The sequence below is a fragment of the Gammaproteobacteria bacterium genome, assembly GCA_029884425.1.
Classification (GTDB): Bacteria; Pseudomonadota; Gammaproteobacteria; order S012-40; family S012-40; genus JAOUHV01.
In genome coordinates, this window is record JAOUHV010000003.1 from 35,721 (window position 1) to 51,850 (window position 16,130).

Genomic DNA, 16,130 nt, shown 5'->3' on the forward strand with positions numbered 1-16,130 from the left:
GGCGATAGCCAGGCTAGTGGGCTTGTCGAATCCTGACGCGGTAGTTTAACACCTGCTCTTGTTTGGGCGGAACGCTGAGCCGCCACCGGGCAGTAGGAGTACGATCAGATTGGGCCGGATGAGATGAGGAAAGCAACTGCCAATCGCCAGGAATAGGCTCGGCAATCGTCACGCTGACAGCCTCATTGCTGCTATTGCGCAGCCGAATGCTATATGCGCTTTCCGTCTGTGCAACGCCGTTGACGGCAGGGAGTTGCTTGAAATCGGTTTGTTGATAGACCGCTTGAATGTCAAACGCCCGACCCAGGCCAATTTCAACCTGGCGTTGCTCCGGTTGGGCATCTATGAGAGATTCGCCCAAAAAAAGCAGTGGCTGGGCTGAGCGTTGATAAACACGGAACGCACCTTTGGGCATCGGGAATCCAAGCTGATTATCGGCGCGATTGGCAAATGCAATTTTGATCAATGCATGTTGCGTTTCTGGCTCGCTGGAAGCATGTCTATAGTATCGCTGTCCATTGCCCATCAACTCATAATTTTTTTGCACCGCGACCTGACGGGCATTAAACAACAGCAGTTGTTTTTGCTGGCGATCAGCCAGATTCGTTGGTTCTGTGATGCTAAACAAATGGTAGTCAGAACCTGCATCGGTAATGGGAGGCGCAGATTCCGCCATTGCGACATTCATCAGCGTTTTGCTGCGCATGTCATAATTTCTTGGTTGATGAATTTGGCCAACGTCACCAGCGACCAGTCGCAATGTTGCGCGTGAAAAATCCGCATCACTGGTGTTGTACACGGTCGCCCATGCGGTCAAATCAAGATGCTTACCATCAGCGGCCAGTTCAGCAACGTAATTGGCTTGCCAGCGCATTCCTTTGGAGAGATAGCTTAGCTCCACGAGTTGTGCTTGCTGTTTGGGGTTGTCGAGTAAAATGTCGATGGCGGGTGTAGGCGTTAATTCAATGGGGACGTCGGGAAATATCAATCGGCCAGGGACAGTGGCTTCAATGTGGCGTTGGGTTTTTAACACGATGCCTTGCTGTGTGGAAACGATGGTGACCAGTTCTGCGGTTTCTTCGCCAGTGGTCGGGTGCGTTTTGATTAGTTTGGCTTCTCGACCGCGAAAATTCTCCAGCAAACTTTTAGGAGTCAGCAATTGAGTATTCAGGGTTTGCTCAAGCACCTTTGGCGCATTTGTCGAAACCAGCGGACGTATCAGCAGGGTATCAGCCTGCATTTGCGGACTGACATCGGCCAAGCGCAAATTGACACGCCCTTCGGGGAGGATGAGTAGACGTTGTTCATTGACATGAAACAAATCAGTTTCGTATACCGTCACGGTCAGCTGTTTTTGGTCTGCCGCTTCAGAACGAACGGACACTTCCTTCGCATTCGCCGCACCGGCGAACAATGCCAAAACCAACACCCATCCTCGCATGATGTGCGCTCCAGAATTTATGTGATAACGTCAGGTTGTTCACGATCAGTGAGCTGCGAAATGCGCGCAACACGCTGGGCGATAGCAATCAAACTCGCCAGACTTTGCTGGGTATCCAAATTTTGTTTGCTAACATCGGGCTCGTATCTTTCGAGATAAACGCGCAAGGTAGCGCCATCAGTGCCGGTGCCAGACAAGCGAAAAATCAAACGGGCACCATTGGTAAACAGCAAGCGAATGCCTTGCTTGTGACTGACACTGTTGTCGATCGGATCGGTGTAGCTAAAATCATCGGCTAATTGGACTACATAGCCATCAGCGAGTAATTTTCCGCCAAGCGTTGTCAATTGATCACGCAAGCCATCCATTAACTGATTGGCAGAAGAGGTATTGATACCTTCGTAATCGTGACGAGAATAATAATGACGGCCAAACTTCGCCCAATGTGCGGTAACGATGTCAGCGACGGATTGTTTGCGTGCAGCGAGGATATTCAGCCAGCACAACACAGCCCATAAGCCATCTTTTTCGCGAACATGATTGGAGCCGGTGCCAAAACTTTCTTCACCACAGAGGGTGATTTTGTCGGCATCAAGCAAATTGCCGAAAAATTTCCATCCGGTAGGTGTTTCAAATTTGTTAATGCCCAATTGATCGGCAACCACATCAGCGGCTTGACTGGTTGGCATGGATCGCGCGACGCCGCTGAGGCCATGACGATAGGCAGGAATGTACTGGGCATTGGCTGCCAGAACAGCCAAACTATCGCTGGGCGTCACGAAAAACTGTTTGCCCAGAATCATGTTTCTGTCGCCATCGCCGTCGGACGCGGCACCAAGCGCAGGCGCATCATCTCGGTACATGCGCTCAACCAGTTCTGTGGCGTGCGCCAGATTGGGATCAGGATGCCCATCACCAAAATCTTCCAGCGGAGTTGCGTTAAACACGGCATTGGCGGGCGCGCCTAGACGGTTGACCAAAATCTCTTTGGCATAAGGGCCGGTAATCGCGTGCATGGCGTCGAACAAAATACTTAGCGAACCATCGCGAAAGCCTTTTTTGATGGCGTCAAAATCGAACAGCGACTGCATCAAGTCGGCGTAATCACTCACCGGATCAATGACGGTAACGCGCATATCGCCAATGGCCGTATCGCCGAGCTTATCCAGGTCGATATCTGCGGTGTCCGCCGTGCGGTATTGATTGATTTTTGTACTGGCTTGGAAGATAGCGTCGGTCACGTTTTCAGGCGCGGGACCACCATTGCTGATGTTGTACTTGATGCCAAAATCACCATCGGGGCCGCCTGGATTGTGGCTGGCTGACAGGACTAGGCCGCCGGTCGCCCGATATTTCCGAATCACGCACGAGGCAGCGGGCGTGGATAACCAGCCTCCCTGACCCAGCCAAACCTGTTTGACACCGTTGGCTGCGGCGATTTTCAGGATAATCTGAATCGCATTGCGGTTAAAAAATCGGCCATCGCCGCCCAACACCAAACTCCCGCCGGTCAGTGCCGGCACGGCGTTAAACACGGCTTGAACAAAGTTTTCCAGGTAATGCTTGCTGGAAACAAAAACCTGGGTTTTTTTCCTAAGACCCGATGTGCCGGGTTTTTGGTCGGTATATGCCTGGGTAGCTACGGTCAGAATCTGCATAGGACTTCCGCTAATGTCGAGTTTCACTCAAGCATAAAGGCTGAAGAAATTTATGTCTATGGTCTTGAATTTTTCATCCATGCCCCCATAACCGGCTGTATCAGTCAAAACAACAGAGGAGTGGTGGTGGTGACAACCGCACAAGCACAAAAAGAAACCTTGGGTTTCCAGACCGAGGTCAAACAGCTGCTCAAGCTGATGATTCATTCGCTGTATTCAAACAAGGAAATCTTCCTCCGCGAATTGATTTCCAATGCTTCCGATGCCTGCGACAAGCTTCGCTTTGAAGGCTTGAAAGATCAGGCATTGTATGAAAATGATTCTGATCTGGGAATTTATGTAGGTATCGACAAAGATGCTCGCACCCTGACCATTCGTGACAACGGTATTGGCATGAGTCGCGAAGAGGTGATTGATAATATCGGCACCATTGCCAAGTCCGGAACCAAACAATTTTTTGATGCACTGAGCGGCGATCAAGCCAAAGACGCCCAACTGATTGGCCAGTTTGGCGTTGGTTTTTATTCTGCATTTATTGTTGCCGACAAGGTGACGCTGCGTACGCGCCGTGCGGGAATGGGAATTGAGCACGGCGTTGAATGGGAGTCCAGCGGTGAGGGCGACTATACCTTACAAACCATCGAAAAGGCGACGCGCGGTACCGAGATTGTTTTGCATTTGCGCGCAGATGACGATGAATTCCTTGAGTCCTACCGGGTACGCAGTATTATTCGCCGTTATTCCGACCACATTTCATTGCCCATCACCATGGACAAGCAAGGCGATGAGGCCGGCACAGAAACCGTAAACCAGGCATCCGCACTGTGGAAACGAGCAAAATCCGATATTTCTGAAGCGGATTACAACGAGTTCTACAAACATTTATCCCACGATTATGAAGATCCCTTGGCGCATGTTCACACCCATGTCGAAGGCAATCAGAGCTACAGCTCATTGTTTTATATTCCGGAGCATGCGCCCTTTGATTTGTGGGATAGAGAACAACGCAAGGGCATTAAACTTTACGTCAAACGCGTTTTCATCATGGATGAAAGCGAGCACCTCATGCCGGCGTATTTGCGCTTTGTGCGCGGTCTGGTTGACTCGGATGATTTACCGCTGAACGTATCGCGGGAAATTCTGCAACGCAATAAAAATATTGATGCCATTCGTGGCGCGTCGGTGAAAAAAGTGTTGGGCCTGTTGGAAACACTTAGCCAGAGCGACGCGGAAAAATACGCCAGTTTCTGGAAAGAATTTGGCAATGTCTTGAAAGAAGGGCCTGCAGAGGACCCAAGCAGCCGTGACCGAATTGCCAAGTTGCTGCGTTTTGCGTCTACCCAAAGTGGCAGCGAAGAACAGACTGTGAGTTTGGCTGATTACCTCGGACGGATGAAAGAGGGGCAGGACAAGATTTACTACATCACAGCCGACAGTTACGCAGCGGCGAAAAACAGTCCTCACTTGGAAGTTTTCCGCAAAAAAGGGCTGGAAGTGTTGTTGATGTCGGATCGCGTCGACGAGTGGCTGATGAGCTACCTGACCGAATTTGAAGGCAAGTCATTCCAGTCCGTTGCCAAAGGCGACCTAGATTTGGGCAAGCTGGAGGATGAAGCAGAGAAGGCTCAGCACGAAAAAGAGGCCAAGCAAGCAGAAAGTGTTGTTAAACGTCTTCAAACGGCTTTGGGAGACAAGGTCAAGGAAGTTCGTGTAACGCATCGTTTGACCAACTCGCCGACCTGCTTGGTGGTACAGGAACAGGACATGGCGGCGAATCTGCAGCGAATGCTCAAGGCAGCAGGGCATGCAGTTCCAACAAGTTTGCCCACCCTGGAAGTCAATCCGACTCACCCGCTTATTTTGCGGCTGGATTCGATGAGCGACGAAAGTCAATTCGGTGACTGGGCGCAGATTTTGTTCGATCAGGCGATTCTTGCCGAGGGTGGTCAGTTGGAAGACCCGACCAGTTTCGTCAGTCGACTAAACCTGTTACTGGTCAATGCGACCGCGTAATAAACGTGAAATCAAAAAGGGCGCTAAAAGCGCCCTTTTTCATACAACCCCTCTTGAAAGGAACTGCGTTATACTGAAGCCAACGGTAGAATTGCAAACAACAGTACGGATAGAACAAACAACGTAATTGCAACGCCAGCATTACTCACGAGTACTTCTCCTCTCTAAAATACAAAACTTCTGTATTCAAACCGCCAAGGGAATGAATCGAACTCAAACGCATGTATAATACGCGCCCATGGGGTACCTCTCAGTACGCCCACAGGCCCATAACCTTATAGAATGTCCCAAATCGACGCAAGTTTTAATATCACATGCAATGTAATATTTATAAAAGCCTAAAAAAACCAGACACTTACGTTTTTATTGACAGCGATGCGAAGCTTGAAGAAGTGCTGCCGCCAACACTGAAACCCATCTTGGGTATATTGGAATTAGCAATGGTTTTGGATATTTATCCAGAAAAGAAGCTAGCTAGGGCACCGGCAACAGAAGTATTAGCCAATATAAAAAAGCAAGGATTCCATTTACAGCTGCCTCCCGAAAGGTTGCAACCGTAAAACAGAAAGGGGGCGATGTAATCGCCCCCTTTAGCATGGTCTGCGGTAAAAAATCAGGCCAAGGACATGCCGACAAACATCAGCGCCATGCAAAAGCCAAACAGGAAGAACACGTAAACTGAGTCATCACTGGAAATATCGCGTCTTTGTGCCATCTCATTTTCTCCACATTATTGTTTCTTGTTGGTTTGTTTGCCAGGTAAGCAAGCAACCATAAAAGTAGCGGACGTGGCACCAAGAAATCAATAGCAATCCCATAGAATGTTTATGGGTTAACGATAAAAGAAATCTATCGCTATTAGAGGCGGGGATTGGTTGGGGGCGGTATCTGCAAAGGGAGGAGGATATCCTCCTCCCTTTAATTTCGCTCACATGTCCGGTGATTTCGCTTGTTTACCTGGCAAACAAACCAACGAGACCAGAGCTTGCAGGCAATTAGGCCAAGCTTACGCCTACGATGCCCAGCACAGCACACATGATTGTCAAGTATGCAACGTACAGCAGGTCATGTTTCATAATGTGGTTGTCAGTTTTGCTCATTGCAGTTCCCCTGTTTTTTATTATGCCCAGTTGCGCAACGGTGTGAATGGGTGCGCGGCCCAACATTACCAAAAAATAAAAACATAATGCAATAGTTTTTTAGTCAGGAATAACCATTGCATTAATGTGTGTAATTATTATCCAACTGGTTGATTTATTGGAGTAAAAGAATAACTTATTAATTTCATAGGGAAATCTGAACTGCAGACGGATTTTAACTATCTACCTTGTAAATAAAATGGTTTATAAAAAACTATTTCGTCGATAAATTTGTGCAATTCGGAACAGAATGTGCCTGCAGGTTTATATTGATGAAGCCACGAGCCTTAGATGGGCTTAAGGCGTGACTTAGTATGCTATTGGGAATAATGTTCTGGTAAAACTCAATAAGTTACGATGTTGATGCAAACGGCTGATGTGATAGAGTTAGGTCAGTGTGATCGGTTAAAACTCTTCTAAAATGTTAACGATGTACGTTTGAAAATTGACGGTTCCACTGGAAAATATGAGCCGTTTGGAGCCAGGAATTCAGATAGCTCACCATTAATTTTAAGGACAGACGCGTGAAAATTGCACTGCTTGAAGATGATGCCTATCAGGGCCAGTTGATGCAGCTTTGGTTGGAGGGAGCAGATCTCGAATGTGACTTGTTTGAAACCGGTGAAGCACTGCTCGAGCGCATAAAGCGTGAGGATTATCACCTGTACATTCTTGATTGGGTATTGCCGGGTATGTCCGGAGACAAAGTCATGGAATGGGTCCGTAAAGAAAAGGGCTGGGATGTTCCAATCATTTTCGTAACCCAGCGAGACAGTCAAGAAGACATCGTGACAGCATTGCGTGCTGGGGCAGATGATTACATGATCAAGCCGGTGAAAGAGCCGGAATTGCTCGCACGGGTTGAAGCATTGTATCGTCGCATCAGCAAGGTCCAGCCTGAAGTACAAAAAATTGAATACGGAAATTACGAGCTTGACCGAGACACACGCACGTTCCGCTGGAAGAATGAGGTCATCGGGTTGACTCAAAAAGAATTTGATCTCGCCTGGCACCTTTTCAGCCGTATTGGTGAAATCACCGAACGCACCGAGATTATGAAGACAGTATGGGATACCAGTGCTGATTTAAAAACCCGTACGGTGGATATTCACATCAGCCGGCTGCGCAAGAAACTGGGCCTGAATGGCGAGGATGGTTTGCGTTTGACGGGGATATATAATCACGGTTATCGCTTGGAGAAAATACGCACCCCGGAAGTAGTAAGCAAACAAGCGTAGTTTCACGACACAACGTACAATGCCAAACAGCGGCTTGGAAAGGCCGCTGTTTGTTTTTCCACAGTAAGAACTTCGATGGCACAGCATCAGATCAGTCAACCGACATTGACCTGGCAGGACGGTGAACCTTTTTCCGAGGCCTATGGCGATATCTATTTTTCGCGAAGCAATGGCCTAGAGGAAAGTCGGCACATTTTTATTCACAACAGCGAACTGCCATCACGCTGGCATCGAAGTGGTCATTTTTGTATTGCTGAAACCGGCTTCGGTACTGGACTGAATTTCCTCGCCACCCTAGAAGCATGGTTTTCCCAAGATTTTCCATCAACGAAACGCTTGACCTATCTGTCAGTCGAACTTCACCCATTGAGTTTTCACGACTTAAAACGAGCGGTCGCCCATCGTCCTGAGCTAGCCCGTTTTGCGGATGAGCTGCTGCGCGTGTATCCAACGGTTCACGTCAATGGTTGGCAGTGTTTGCTAATGTTCGACGGACAAGTGACTTTGATGCTTGGGTTAGGTGATGCCGCTGACATGTATGAGCAGATGGATGTTGCCGTAGATGCCTGGTTTTTAGATGGCTTCGCGCCGGGGAAAAATCCACGCATGTGGTCAGATGCTTTGTTTGCCCAAATTGGTCGACTGAGCAAGGAAGGCACAAGCGTTGCGAGTTTTACCGTTGCGGGAACAGTGCGACGTGGATTGCAGCAGCATAATTTTTCGTTGCGAAAACCGGCTGGATTCGGCGGCAAACGTGAAAATCTTGCAGGCGTGAAATTGGCTGATACGCAGACTTCTATGATGAATACACCTTGGTTTGCCCGACCAATCACGCCTTTGCCGATTAACAAAAAAATTATTGTTGTTGGCGGAGGTATTGCTGGTGTAACGACGGCTCATCTGTTGAGTCTTCGTGGATTTGAGGTGCATTTGTTTGAACAGTACGATCGTCTGGCCACACAGGGCTCTGGCAATCGTGCTGGGTTGGTGTTGCCCAAGCTGACCAATCAGCCCGATGTTATCGGTATGTTTTACTTACACGCATTTCTGCAAACAGTGCAGTGGCTTGATGATTTGAAAGCCCGGTTTTCGGATCTATCGTGGCATAAAACGGGTGTACTATTGCGCCCAGACAAAAACCGATTTGAACACTCGCCAGCGTGGTTGCAAGAAGTTGGCGTATTGCGCGAAATGCGAGAGCAAGATTTTCCCTGGCTTGCGCATGATGACGCAACTTCGCTGCAATTATGCGAACAGGCAGGTTGGTTGCAACCTTCATCGTTGATCAATAAATTGATAGAAACCTCACCCTCATCACTACAGGTTAAAACCAATATTGAGGTGCGTGAAATACAATATGACCCTCAGTGCTGGACGCTGTTCACGTCTCAGGGTGAGCATCATGCCGATGCTATCGTGTTGGCCAATGCGAGCGGAATTGAGCGTTTATCGGCGGGAGAGCAATTGCCACTGTTTCGAAATTTAGGGCAATTGGCGTATTTGCCGGACAATGCCCAGGTGTCGATGCCTGTTTCCGCGAATGGCTATATTATCCCCGGTGTAGATGGCAACTGTGTTTTAGGCGCAAGTTACGAACATAATTTAAATAACATTGATCCACAAGAAAAACATCGGCAAACCTTACGCGGTCACTGGCAGCAATTGGTCGATGCGTCATTGGCCGATGGCAATCATTGGCAAGATCGGGTAGGAGAACGATTTACCAGTCGCGACCATTTGCCGTTGGTGGGACCATTGGCGAACGTAAACGATTTTATGCAACAGTTCGCTGCAATATCTCAGGGTAAAACCGCTCGCTATTTTGAACCTAGCCGCTATCTGCCTAATTTGTACGTGAATGTTGCACATGGTTCACGCGGTCTGGTTACGGCGTATTTTTCAGCGCTATATTTGGCGGAGCTAATTTCCTGTGGGCAATCGATCTGGCCGAGGGCGACTGAACATCTGTTGCATCCATCGCGATTTTGGGTGAGAGAGTTGCGGAAAGGGCCGCGCAATTAAAAATCAATCCAGCGCTCACCCTGAAATTGTTCAAGGGGCTGGTATTCTGATTTGTAGTTCATTTTTGCGCAATCTTTGATCCAGTAACCTAGATACAAATATTCACTTTGAGCAGCGCGAGCCAGCTCAACTTGTCTTAGAATCGCGTAACGCCCCAAACTTCTATCATGGCTGAGTTCGGGATCAAAAAAAGTATAAAACGCTGACCATCCCTGTTGAACAATATCCGTCACCGCTACCGCAATTAATTTATCTTGCAGGTAGGTCTCGATAAAAACCGTGTTGCACCAATCGCTGGTCAGGAATTGGCGAAATTGTATTTCGTCAGTTTTGTCCATTGCACCACCGGCATGTCGCGATGAAATATAGCGCTGATACAACTCAAAATGTTCAGTTGTCAGCGCAGAACTAACGTTTAGCCGTAAATCCTGATTGCGTTTGAGGGTGCGTTTTTGATTGCGGTTTGGTTCAAATCGAGCAAGCGGAATGCGTAACGGGATGCATTCATCGCAGCCGGGACAATAGGGACGATAGACGTGCTCACCGCTGCGGCGAAAACCGTGGTCAATGAGTACACTGTAAATATTTGGGTTTAGCTGCGCGTCAGGATCGGCAAACAACGATACCGACGATCGATGCGGAAGATAGCCGCAACTGTGCTCGGCGCTGGCGTAAAATTTTAATTGTTGTACCGTCATACGCCAGACCTGTTCCACACCGAGGCTTGTTGGCGACACCATTTGTGTAGCAGTGTGGAAAATTCTCGTCGGCTAACATTTTCTGCACCCAGGCTCAATAGGTGGTTGGTTGTCACCTGACAATCCACCAGCTTGCCGCCCCATTGCTTGAATTGTTCAATAAAGGACACGAACGCAAATTTCGATGCATTGCTGCGACGACTGAACATCGACTCGCCAAAGAAAACTTTGCCTAAACAAACGCCGTAAAGACCGCCGATCAGCTCATCCTCATCCCAGCATTCGATGGAGTGGGCGATTCCCATTTGATGCAATTGCAGATAGGCGTTAACCATATCTTCGGTAATCCAGGTGCCATTTTGTCCGGCGCGGGGATCACTGCAAGCACGCATGACGTGCTCAAAGGCTTGGTCAAAAGTAATTTGCCATGTGCTGCTGCGACAAAACTTTTTTAGCGAACGCGAAACATGCAGGCGTTCCGGAAAAAGCAGCAGTCGTGGATTGGGTGACCACCACAGAATCGGTTGGTCATGAGAAAACCAGGGGAATATACCTTGCTGATACGCCGCAATCAGTCGCTGTGGCGATAAATCGCCACCAACCGCCAATAACCCGTCTGGATCAGTCATCGCCAATTCCACATCGGGAAAAACGACGGGGTCGTTGGGTTTTAAGTAGAGGGGGATGGATAACCTGGTCATTAAAAAAGCGCCGGGTTATCCCGGCGCCAATGTCATTTTATTTTTTATTTTCTTCCAGAGCATCCAGGTAGCGTTCCGCATCCAATGCCGCCATACAGCCGGTACCGGCAGAGGTGATGGCTTGACGATAGATGTGATCCGCAACGTCGCCCGCAGCGAACACGCCAGGAATACTGGTCTGGGTTGCGTTGCCTTCCAGGCCGGTTTTCACTTTCAGATAACCGTGGTGCATGTCCAGTTGGCCATCAAACAGGCTGGTGTTAGGTGTGTGACCAATGGCCACAAACACGCCCATCAGTTTGATGTCTTCGGTGCTGCCATCTTTGGTGGATTTGATGCGCATGCCGGTCACGCCGGAGGCGTCGCCCAGAACTTCATCCAGCGTAGAGTTCCATTTGACTTCGATGTTGCCGTTGCGGGATTTTTCCAGCAGTTTGTCGGCCATGATTTTTTCGCAAGAAAATTTGTCACGGCGGTGAACGACAGTCACCTTGGCGGCGATGTTGGACAAATACAGCGCTTCTTCAACGGCGGTGTTGCCACCACCAATCACGGCTACGTGTTGGTTGCGGTAGAAAAAGCCATCACACGTGGCGCAGGCCGATACGCCTTTGCCCTTGAATTTTTCTTCGGAAGGCAGACCCAAATAGCGGGCGGAAGCGCCGGTCGCGATGATCAGCGCATCGCAGGTGTAGACGCCCGCATCGCCCTTGAGCGTGAAGGGGCGATTCTGCAAATCTACTTGATTGATGTGATCAAACACCACTTTGGTGTCAAAACGTTCAGCGTGCTTGAGCATACGCTCCATTAGCGCGGGGCCCATAACGCCTTCGTTATCGCCGGGCCAATTGTCGACCTCGGTGGTTGTCATCAACTGGCCACCTTGTTGCAAGCCAGTAATCAGGACGGGATTAAGGTTGGCGCGCGCGGCGTAAACTGCGGCAGTATAACCGGCTGGGCCAGAACCCAAGATGATCAAGCGACTGTGCGTAGCAGAACTCATTACTCATAAACTCCCGAACCTGAAATTACCCAAGCGGGTAATGTAATTAAAAATTTTTGCCGATAATACTAACCAAGTTGACCACAACGGTAAAGGAAGGAAAATGAAAATCGGGATTCCTACTGAGATTAAAACGCTCGAAGCGCGTGTTGGTTTGGTGCCGGCGGCGTGCGCGGCACTGGTCGAGGCCGGTCATGAGGTGTTTTTGCAAAAGGATGCGGGAAAACTGAGTGGCTATGACGACAAAGAGTACACCAATGTCGGCGTGAAAATATTGCCGGATGCCAAGGCTGTCTACGGCACCGCCGAGATGATTGTGAAGGTTAAAGAGCCGATCGGGCCCGAGCTGGATCTACTCAAGGCGCACCACCTGTTGTTTAGCTATCTGCACCTGGCGGCAGAACCAGCGTTGGCCAGAAGCCTGCAAAAAATCGGGCTGACCGCTGTCGCTTTTGAAACGGTTGAAGAACAGGGTCGTTTGCCACTGCTGGCACCAATGAGTGACATCGCCGGACGTCTGGCAGTACAAATTGGCGCCAATTTGCTACAACGACCCCACGGTGGCAAGGGCCTGCTGCTGGGCGGATTACCCGCTGCCGAGCGTGGTCATGTGGTAGTGTTGGGTGCTGGTCTGGCAGGCGGTAATTCCACCATCATGGCTGCCGGCATGGGCGCAAGGGTGACCGTATTTGATCATAAACGTGAACGCCTGGAAGCCATGCGTGCGATCGGTCCCAACGTAACCGCGCTTTATCCCTACCCGGATTCCATTCGCAAAGCAGTCATCAGTGCCGATCTGGTGGTGGGTGCGGTATTGCGCACCGGCTATCGTGCACCTCACATTGTAACCACTGAGATGGTGAAGCAAATGGCACCGGGAAGCGTCATTGTCGACATTTCAGTGGATCAAGGCGGCTGTGTCGAAACCACGCGACCAACCAATTACCAAAATCCAACTTATGTTGAGCACGGCGTGGTTCACTTCGCGGTCACCAACATGCCGGGAGCGGTGCCGCGTTCGTCTTCGCAAGCCTTGTCGGCGAGCCTGATTCCGTATGTGTTAGAATTGGCAGCAGGCCAGTGGCGCAAAAACCCCGCGCTGGTGGCAGGTATCAACGTCGAGAAAGGCAAATTGGTTCATCCTGCGTTGATACACGATTTGGGGCAAGGTTGACCGATGTGATGCAGCTTGATGATTAACCTGCTACCATCGGATTTGATTAGGTTTTTCTAGAAAGGGTTGTACCTATCAACGCGAATATCCAGCGCGGCCTGCGAGAGGCCGCGCTTATCCTTTTAGGGGCTGTCGCCCTGTACTTGCTGGTGGCGCTGGTTACCCACGACATTTCCGATCCCGCGTGGTCGCACCGTACCAATTCGACTGAAACGCACAACATGGGCGGGGCTTTCGGTGCTTGGTTTGCCGATGTTGTATTTTTCCTGTTTGGCTACCTCGGATTTTTGTTGCCAGTGATGGTGGCAGGAGCGGGCTGGCTGGCGTTTAAAGGGCCGGCGGAAAACCAGGGCAAGTGGCCAAAATACATTCGCACGACCGGGGCGCTCATGGTGTTGTTTGCCGGCACCGGCTTACTGTCGCAACACATCCACCTGACAGAAGGTGCCATGCCTGCCGCCGCCGGGGGCGTGCTTGGTTCATTGGTCAGCCAGGTGCTGATCGCAAGCATCAGCGGCGTGGGCAGTACACTGATTTTGCTGGCGCTGCTGATGACCGGCGTCAGTTTGGCCAGTGGTTTGTCTTGGTTGAAATTGTCTGAAACCCTCGGCCAGCAGATACTGGTTCAGTACAGTCGTTTTCGCAGTCGCGCTAAAGAAGCCAAGGCTGCCAAACAGGCTGTGGAGCAGCGCCGTACCTTGGTGCAACAGCAGGAAATTAAAATCGCTGATCGCACTCCGCCCAAAATCGAAACTCCTGCACCCAAACCGCCCCAAACCTCCGAACGCGAGGAAAAAGAAAAGCAAATGGTGCTGTTTGAGGCACCTGGCGATGTTGCCTTGCCCTCGCTGGGACTGCTCGACGAGCCTGTACCGCACACCCGAAAAATGTCCGCCGAATCGCTGGAGGCCATGGCCCGTCTGGTTGAGTTAAAGCTCAAGGATTTCAACATTGATGTGACCGTGGTCGCGGTATACCCCGGCCCGGTGGTTACCCGCTATGAAATGCAGCCAGCCCCTGGGGTCAAAGTCAGTCAGATCAGCAATCTGGCCAAAGACCTGGCGCGCAGCCTGTCAGTGATCAGCGTGCGCATCGTGGATGTTATCCCCGGAAAATCAGTTATTGGTCTGGAAATTCCCAACGAAGACCGCGAAATGGTGCGACTGGTCGAAATTCTTCGCGCTCCGGTGTACAGCTCGGCAGGTTCGCCGCTGACCCTGGGGCTGGGCAAGGACATCAGTGGTCAGCCCGCAGTTGCCGATCTGGCGAAAATGCCCCATCTGTTGGTGGCCGGTACGACTGGCTCGGGCAAATCGGTGGCAGTAAACGCCATGATACTCAGCCTGTTGTACAACGCTTCGCCGAGCGATGTACGGCTGATCATGATTGATCCCAAGATGCTCGAGTTATCGGTTTACGATGAAATTCCGCACCTGTTGACCCCGGTGGTCACCGACATGAACGAAGCCGCCACCGCATTGCGCTGGTCAGTGGCGGAAATGGAACGTCGCTACAAATTGATGGCGACCATGGGCGTGCGCAACATTGCTGGTTTTAATCGCAAACTCAAAGACGCCAAAGACAAAAACGAACCGATTCTCGATCCGTTTTTCAAACCCGAGGCCGAAGGGGAGACCGCGCCTGAGCTGGAGCATTTGCCCTACATCGTCATCATCGTTGACGAGTTGGCGGACATGATGATGGTGGTGGGCAAAAAGGTGGAAGAATACATCGCCCGTCTGGCGCAAAAAGCCCGTGCCGCCGGCATCCATCTGATTCTGGCAACCCAGCGCCCATCGGTAGACGTGTTGACCGGTCTGATCAAGGCCAATATTCCCACCCGGATATCCTTCCAGGTATCCTCGAAAATTGATTCGCGCACCATCATCGATCAAATGGGCGCGGAAAGTCTGCTTGGCCATGGCGACATGCTGTACGTGCCGGCAGGCACCAGTGTGCCCATCCGTGTGCACGGCGCGTTTGTGGATGATGCCGAGGTGCATCGCGTGGTTGCCGATCTGAAAAAACGTGGTCGTCCCAACTACAACGAAGACATTCTCAATGGCGAAGGTGTGCTGGATGGCGTGCCCGGCGAAAGTGGCGCAGCCGATGGCGATATCGATCCGGAAAGTGATCCGCTGTACGACCGCGCCGTGGCGATTGTGCTTGAATCGCGTCGCGCTTCTATCTCCAACGTTCAGCGCCGGCTGAAAATTGGCTACAACCGTGCCGCACGATTAGTCGAGGCCATGGAAGCGGCCGGACTGGTCAGTGCCCCCAGCCACAATGGTCAGCGGGAAGTGTTGGTACAGCACAGCCAATAACGGTGTTTGACAGCTGACAAAATTGCTTATACTGTATCTATGAACAGGTCTGGATATAGGTACAGTCATCATGGATAAACTTACGCCGCGTCAATTGGAAATCTACTACCTCATCAAGGAGTACATGAAGGAGACCGGATCTCCACCCACCCGCGCAGAAATCGCCAGAGATCTCGGTTTTCGCTCCGCCAATGCGGCGGAGGAACATTTGCGTGCATTAGCGCGCAAAGGTTACATCGACCTAGTCCCCGGCGCGTCGCGAGGCATTCGCATTCTGTCTGAAGAACCCGAAGGCGTACCGCTGGTGGGTAAGGTCGCCGCCGGATTTCCTATCCTGTCGGAAGAATACATCGAAAAGCGCTACACCATTCCCGCTGATATGTTTACACCGCAGGCGGATTTCCTGTTGGAGGTTCGGGGGATGAGTATGAAAAATGCCGGAATTTTGGACGGAGATCTGCTGGCGGTGCATCAAACGGCGGATGTGCGGAAAAACCAGATCGTGGTTGCCCGGGTGAATCACGACGAAGTGACGGTCAAGCGCTTCGAGAAAAAAGGCAACATCGTTTATTTGCACCCCGAAAATGAAGACTTTGAAACTATTCAGGTAGACCTCAACAGCGAACCTTTTGAAATTGAAGGCATCGCAGTAGGTGTTATTCGCAGCCGCTTGTAATACACTTCGCATCCAGTTGCCGGGCATTAATTTCCGGCAACTG

12 protein-coding genes and 1 pseudogene are annotated in these 16,130 nt (G+C 50.5%); 8 read left to right on the top strand and 5 right to left on the bottom strand.

The genetic code is table 11. The annotated features are described in order from the left end of the window. Window positions 1-13: 13 nt before the first annotated feature. Together OEW58_01245 and OEW58_01250 are read right to left on the bottom strand one after the other, a co-directional pair. On the bottom strand, window positions 14-1,441 hold the full coding sequence (locus OEW58_01245) for a DUF4139 domain-containing protein (protein ID MDH5299971.1): 1,428 nt from the start codon (window positions 1,439-1,441) through the stop codon (window positions 14-16). Between the two features lie 17 nt (window positions 1,442-1,458). After that, complete coding sequence (locus tag OEW58_01250) at window positions 1,459-3,099, bottom strand: alpha-D-glucose phosphate-specific phosphoglucomutase (GenBank protein ID MDH5299972.1); 1,641 nt, start codon at window positions 3,097-3,099, stop codon at window positions 1,459-1,461. A gap of 129 nt (window positions 3,100-3,228) precedes the next feature. On the opposite strand from OEW58_01250, the gene htpG reads away from it, so the two are divergent. The 4 genes from htpG to mnmC all read left to right on the top strand — a co-directional run bounded on the left by htpG (window position 3,229) and on the right by mnmC (window position 9,511). Next, window positions 3,229-5,112: a molecular chaperone HtpG gene (htpG, locus tag OEW58_01255; GenBank protein ID MDH5299973.1), complete on the top strand. Its 1,884-nt coding sequence runs from the start codon at window positions 3,229-3,231 to the stop codon at window positions 5,110-5,112. Window positions 5,113-5,426: 314 nt separating this feature from the next. Further along, window positions 5,427-5,672 (top strand): YcgL domain-containing protein, encoded by a 246-nt coding sequence (locus tag OEW58_01260; protein ID MDH5299974.1) that lies wholly within the window; start codon window positions 5,427-5,429, stop codon window positions 5,670-5,672. 1,103 nt (window positions 5,673-6,775) lie between these two features. Further along, on the top strand, window positions 6,776-7,489 hold the full coding sequence (locus OEW58_01265; GenBank protein MDH5299975.1) for a response regulator transcription factor: 714 nt from the start codon (window positions 6,776-6,778) through the stop codon (window positions 7,487-7,489). Between the two features lie 75 nt (window positions 7,490-7,564). After that, the gene (gene mnmC / locus OEW58_01270) at window positions 7,565-9,511 is read left to right on the top strand and encodes a bifunctional tRNA (5-methylaminomethyl-2-thiouridine)(34)-methyltransferase MnmD/FAD-dependent 5-carboxymethylaminomethyl-2-thiouridine(34) oxidoreductase MnmC (GenBank protein ID MDH5299976.1); all 1,947 of its coding nucleotides are present in this window, start codon (window positions 7,565-7,567) and stop codon (window positions 9,509-9,511) included. Here mnmC and OEW58_01275 read toward each other — a convergent pair. Genes OEW58_01275 through trxB form a run of 3 tightly spaced genes read right to left on the bottom strand, consistent with a single transcriptional unit; the run spans window position 9,508 to window position 11,913 of the window. Next, the gene (locus tag OEW58_01275; protein MDH5299977.1) at window positions 9,508-10,209 is read right to left on the bottom strand and encodes an arginyltransferase; all 702 of its coding nucleotides are present in this window, start codon (window positions 10,207-10,209) and stop codon (window positions 9,508-9,510) included. The genes mnmC and OEW58_01275 overlap by 4 nt on opposite strands. Then, window positions 10,206-10,910: a leucyl/phenylalanyl-tRNA--protein transferase gene (aat, locus tag OEW58_01280; GenBank protein MDH5299978.1), complete on the bottom strand. Its 705-nt coding sequence runs from the start codon at window positions 10,908-10,910 to the stop codon at window positions 10,206-10,208. Before aat ends, OEW58_01275 begins: the two co-directional genes overlap by 4 nt. Window positions 10,911-10,947: 37 nt before the next feature. Beyond that, the gene (gene trxB / locus OEW58_01285) at window positions 10,948-11,913 is read right to left on the bottom strand and encodes a thioredoxin-disulfide reductase (protein MDH5299979.1); all 966 of its coding nucleotides are present in this window, start codon (window positions 11,911-11,913) and stop codon (window positions 10,948-10,950) included. Between the two features lie 103 nt (window positions 11,914-12,016). Here trxB and ald point away from each other — a divergent pair, with 103 nt between their 5' ends. The 4 genes and pseudogenes from ald (at window position 12,017) to lexA (ending at window position 16,087) form a co-directional block, all read left to right on the top strand. Next, window positions 12,017-13,087 carry an alanine dehydrogenase gene (gene ald / locus OEW58_01290; protein ID MDH5299980.1) on the top strand — a complete coding sequence of 357 codons (1,071 nt, stop codon included), beginning with the start codon at window positions 12,017-12,019 and terminating at the stop codon, window positions 13,085-13,087. 98 nt (window positions 13,088-13,185) lie between these two features. After that, window positions 13,186-13,686 (top strand): annotated as a pseudogene (locus OEW58_01295) (DNA translocase FtsK 4TM domain-containing protein). Window positions 13,687-13,893: 207 nt separating this feature from the next. Then, on the top strand, window positions 13,894-15,411 hold the full coding sequence (locus OEW58_01300; GenBank protein ID MDH5299981.1) for a DNA translocase FtsK: 1,518 nt from the start codon (window positions 13,894-13,896) through the stop codon (window positions 15,409-15,411). Window positions 15,412-15,481: 70 nt separating this feature from the next. Further along, entirely contained in the window at window positions 15,482-16,087 is a 606-nt protein-coding gene (lexA, locus tag OEW58_01305; GenBank protein ID MDH5299982.1) for a transcriptional repressor LexA, read from the top strand. Window positions 16,088-16,130 lie beyond the last annotated feature (43 nt).

Excerpts from the sequence above, each read along its gene's own strand:
- trxB (MDH5299979.1), bottom strand. The coding sequence starts at position 11,913 with ATGAGTTCTGCTACGCACAGTCGCTTGATCATCTTGGGTTCTGGCCCA.
- OEW58_01300 (MDH5299981.1), top strand. The coding sequence starts at position 13,894 with ATGGTGCTGTTTGAGGCACCTGGCGATGTTGCCTTGCCCTCGCTGGGA.
- OEW58_01260 (MDH5299974.1), top strand. The coding sequence starts at position 5,427 with ATGCAATGTAATATTTATAAAAGCCTAAAAAAACCAGACACTTACGTT.
- OEW58_01250 (MDH5299972.1), bottom strand. The coding sequence starts at position 3,099 with ATGCAGATTCTGACCGTAGCTACCCAGGCATATACCGACCAAAAACCC.
- ald (MDH5299980.1), top strand. The coding sequence starts at position 12,017 with ATGAAAATCGGGATTCCTACTGAGATTAAAACGCTCGAAGCGCGTGTT.
- aat (MDH5299978.1), bottom strand. The coding sequence starts at position 10,910 with ATGACCAGGTTATCCATCCCCCTCTACTTAAAACCCAACGACCCCGTC.
- OEW58_01275 (MDH5299977.1), bottom strand. The coding sequence starts at position 10,209 with ATGACGGTACAACAATTAAAATTTTACGCCAGCGCCGAGCACAGTTGC.
- lexA (MDH5299982.1), top strand. The coding sequence starts at position 15,482 with ATGGATAAACTTACGCCGCGTCAATTGGAAATCTACTACCTCATCAAG.
- mnmC (MDH5299976.1), top strand. The coding sequence starts at position 7,565 with ATGGCACAGCATCAGATCAGTCAACCGACATTGACCTGGCAGGACGGT.
- OEW58_01245 (MDH5299971.1), bottom strand. The coding sequence starts at position 1,441 with ATGCGAGGATGGGTGTTGGTTTTGGCATTGTTCGCCGGTGCGGCGAAT.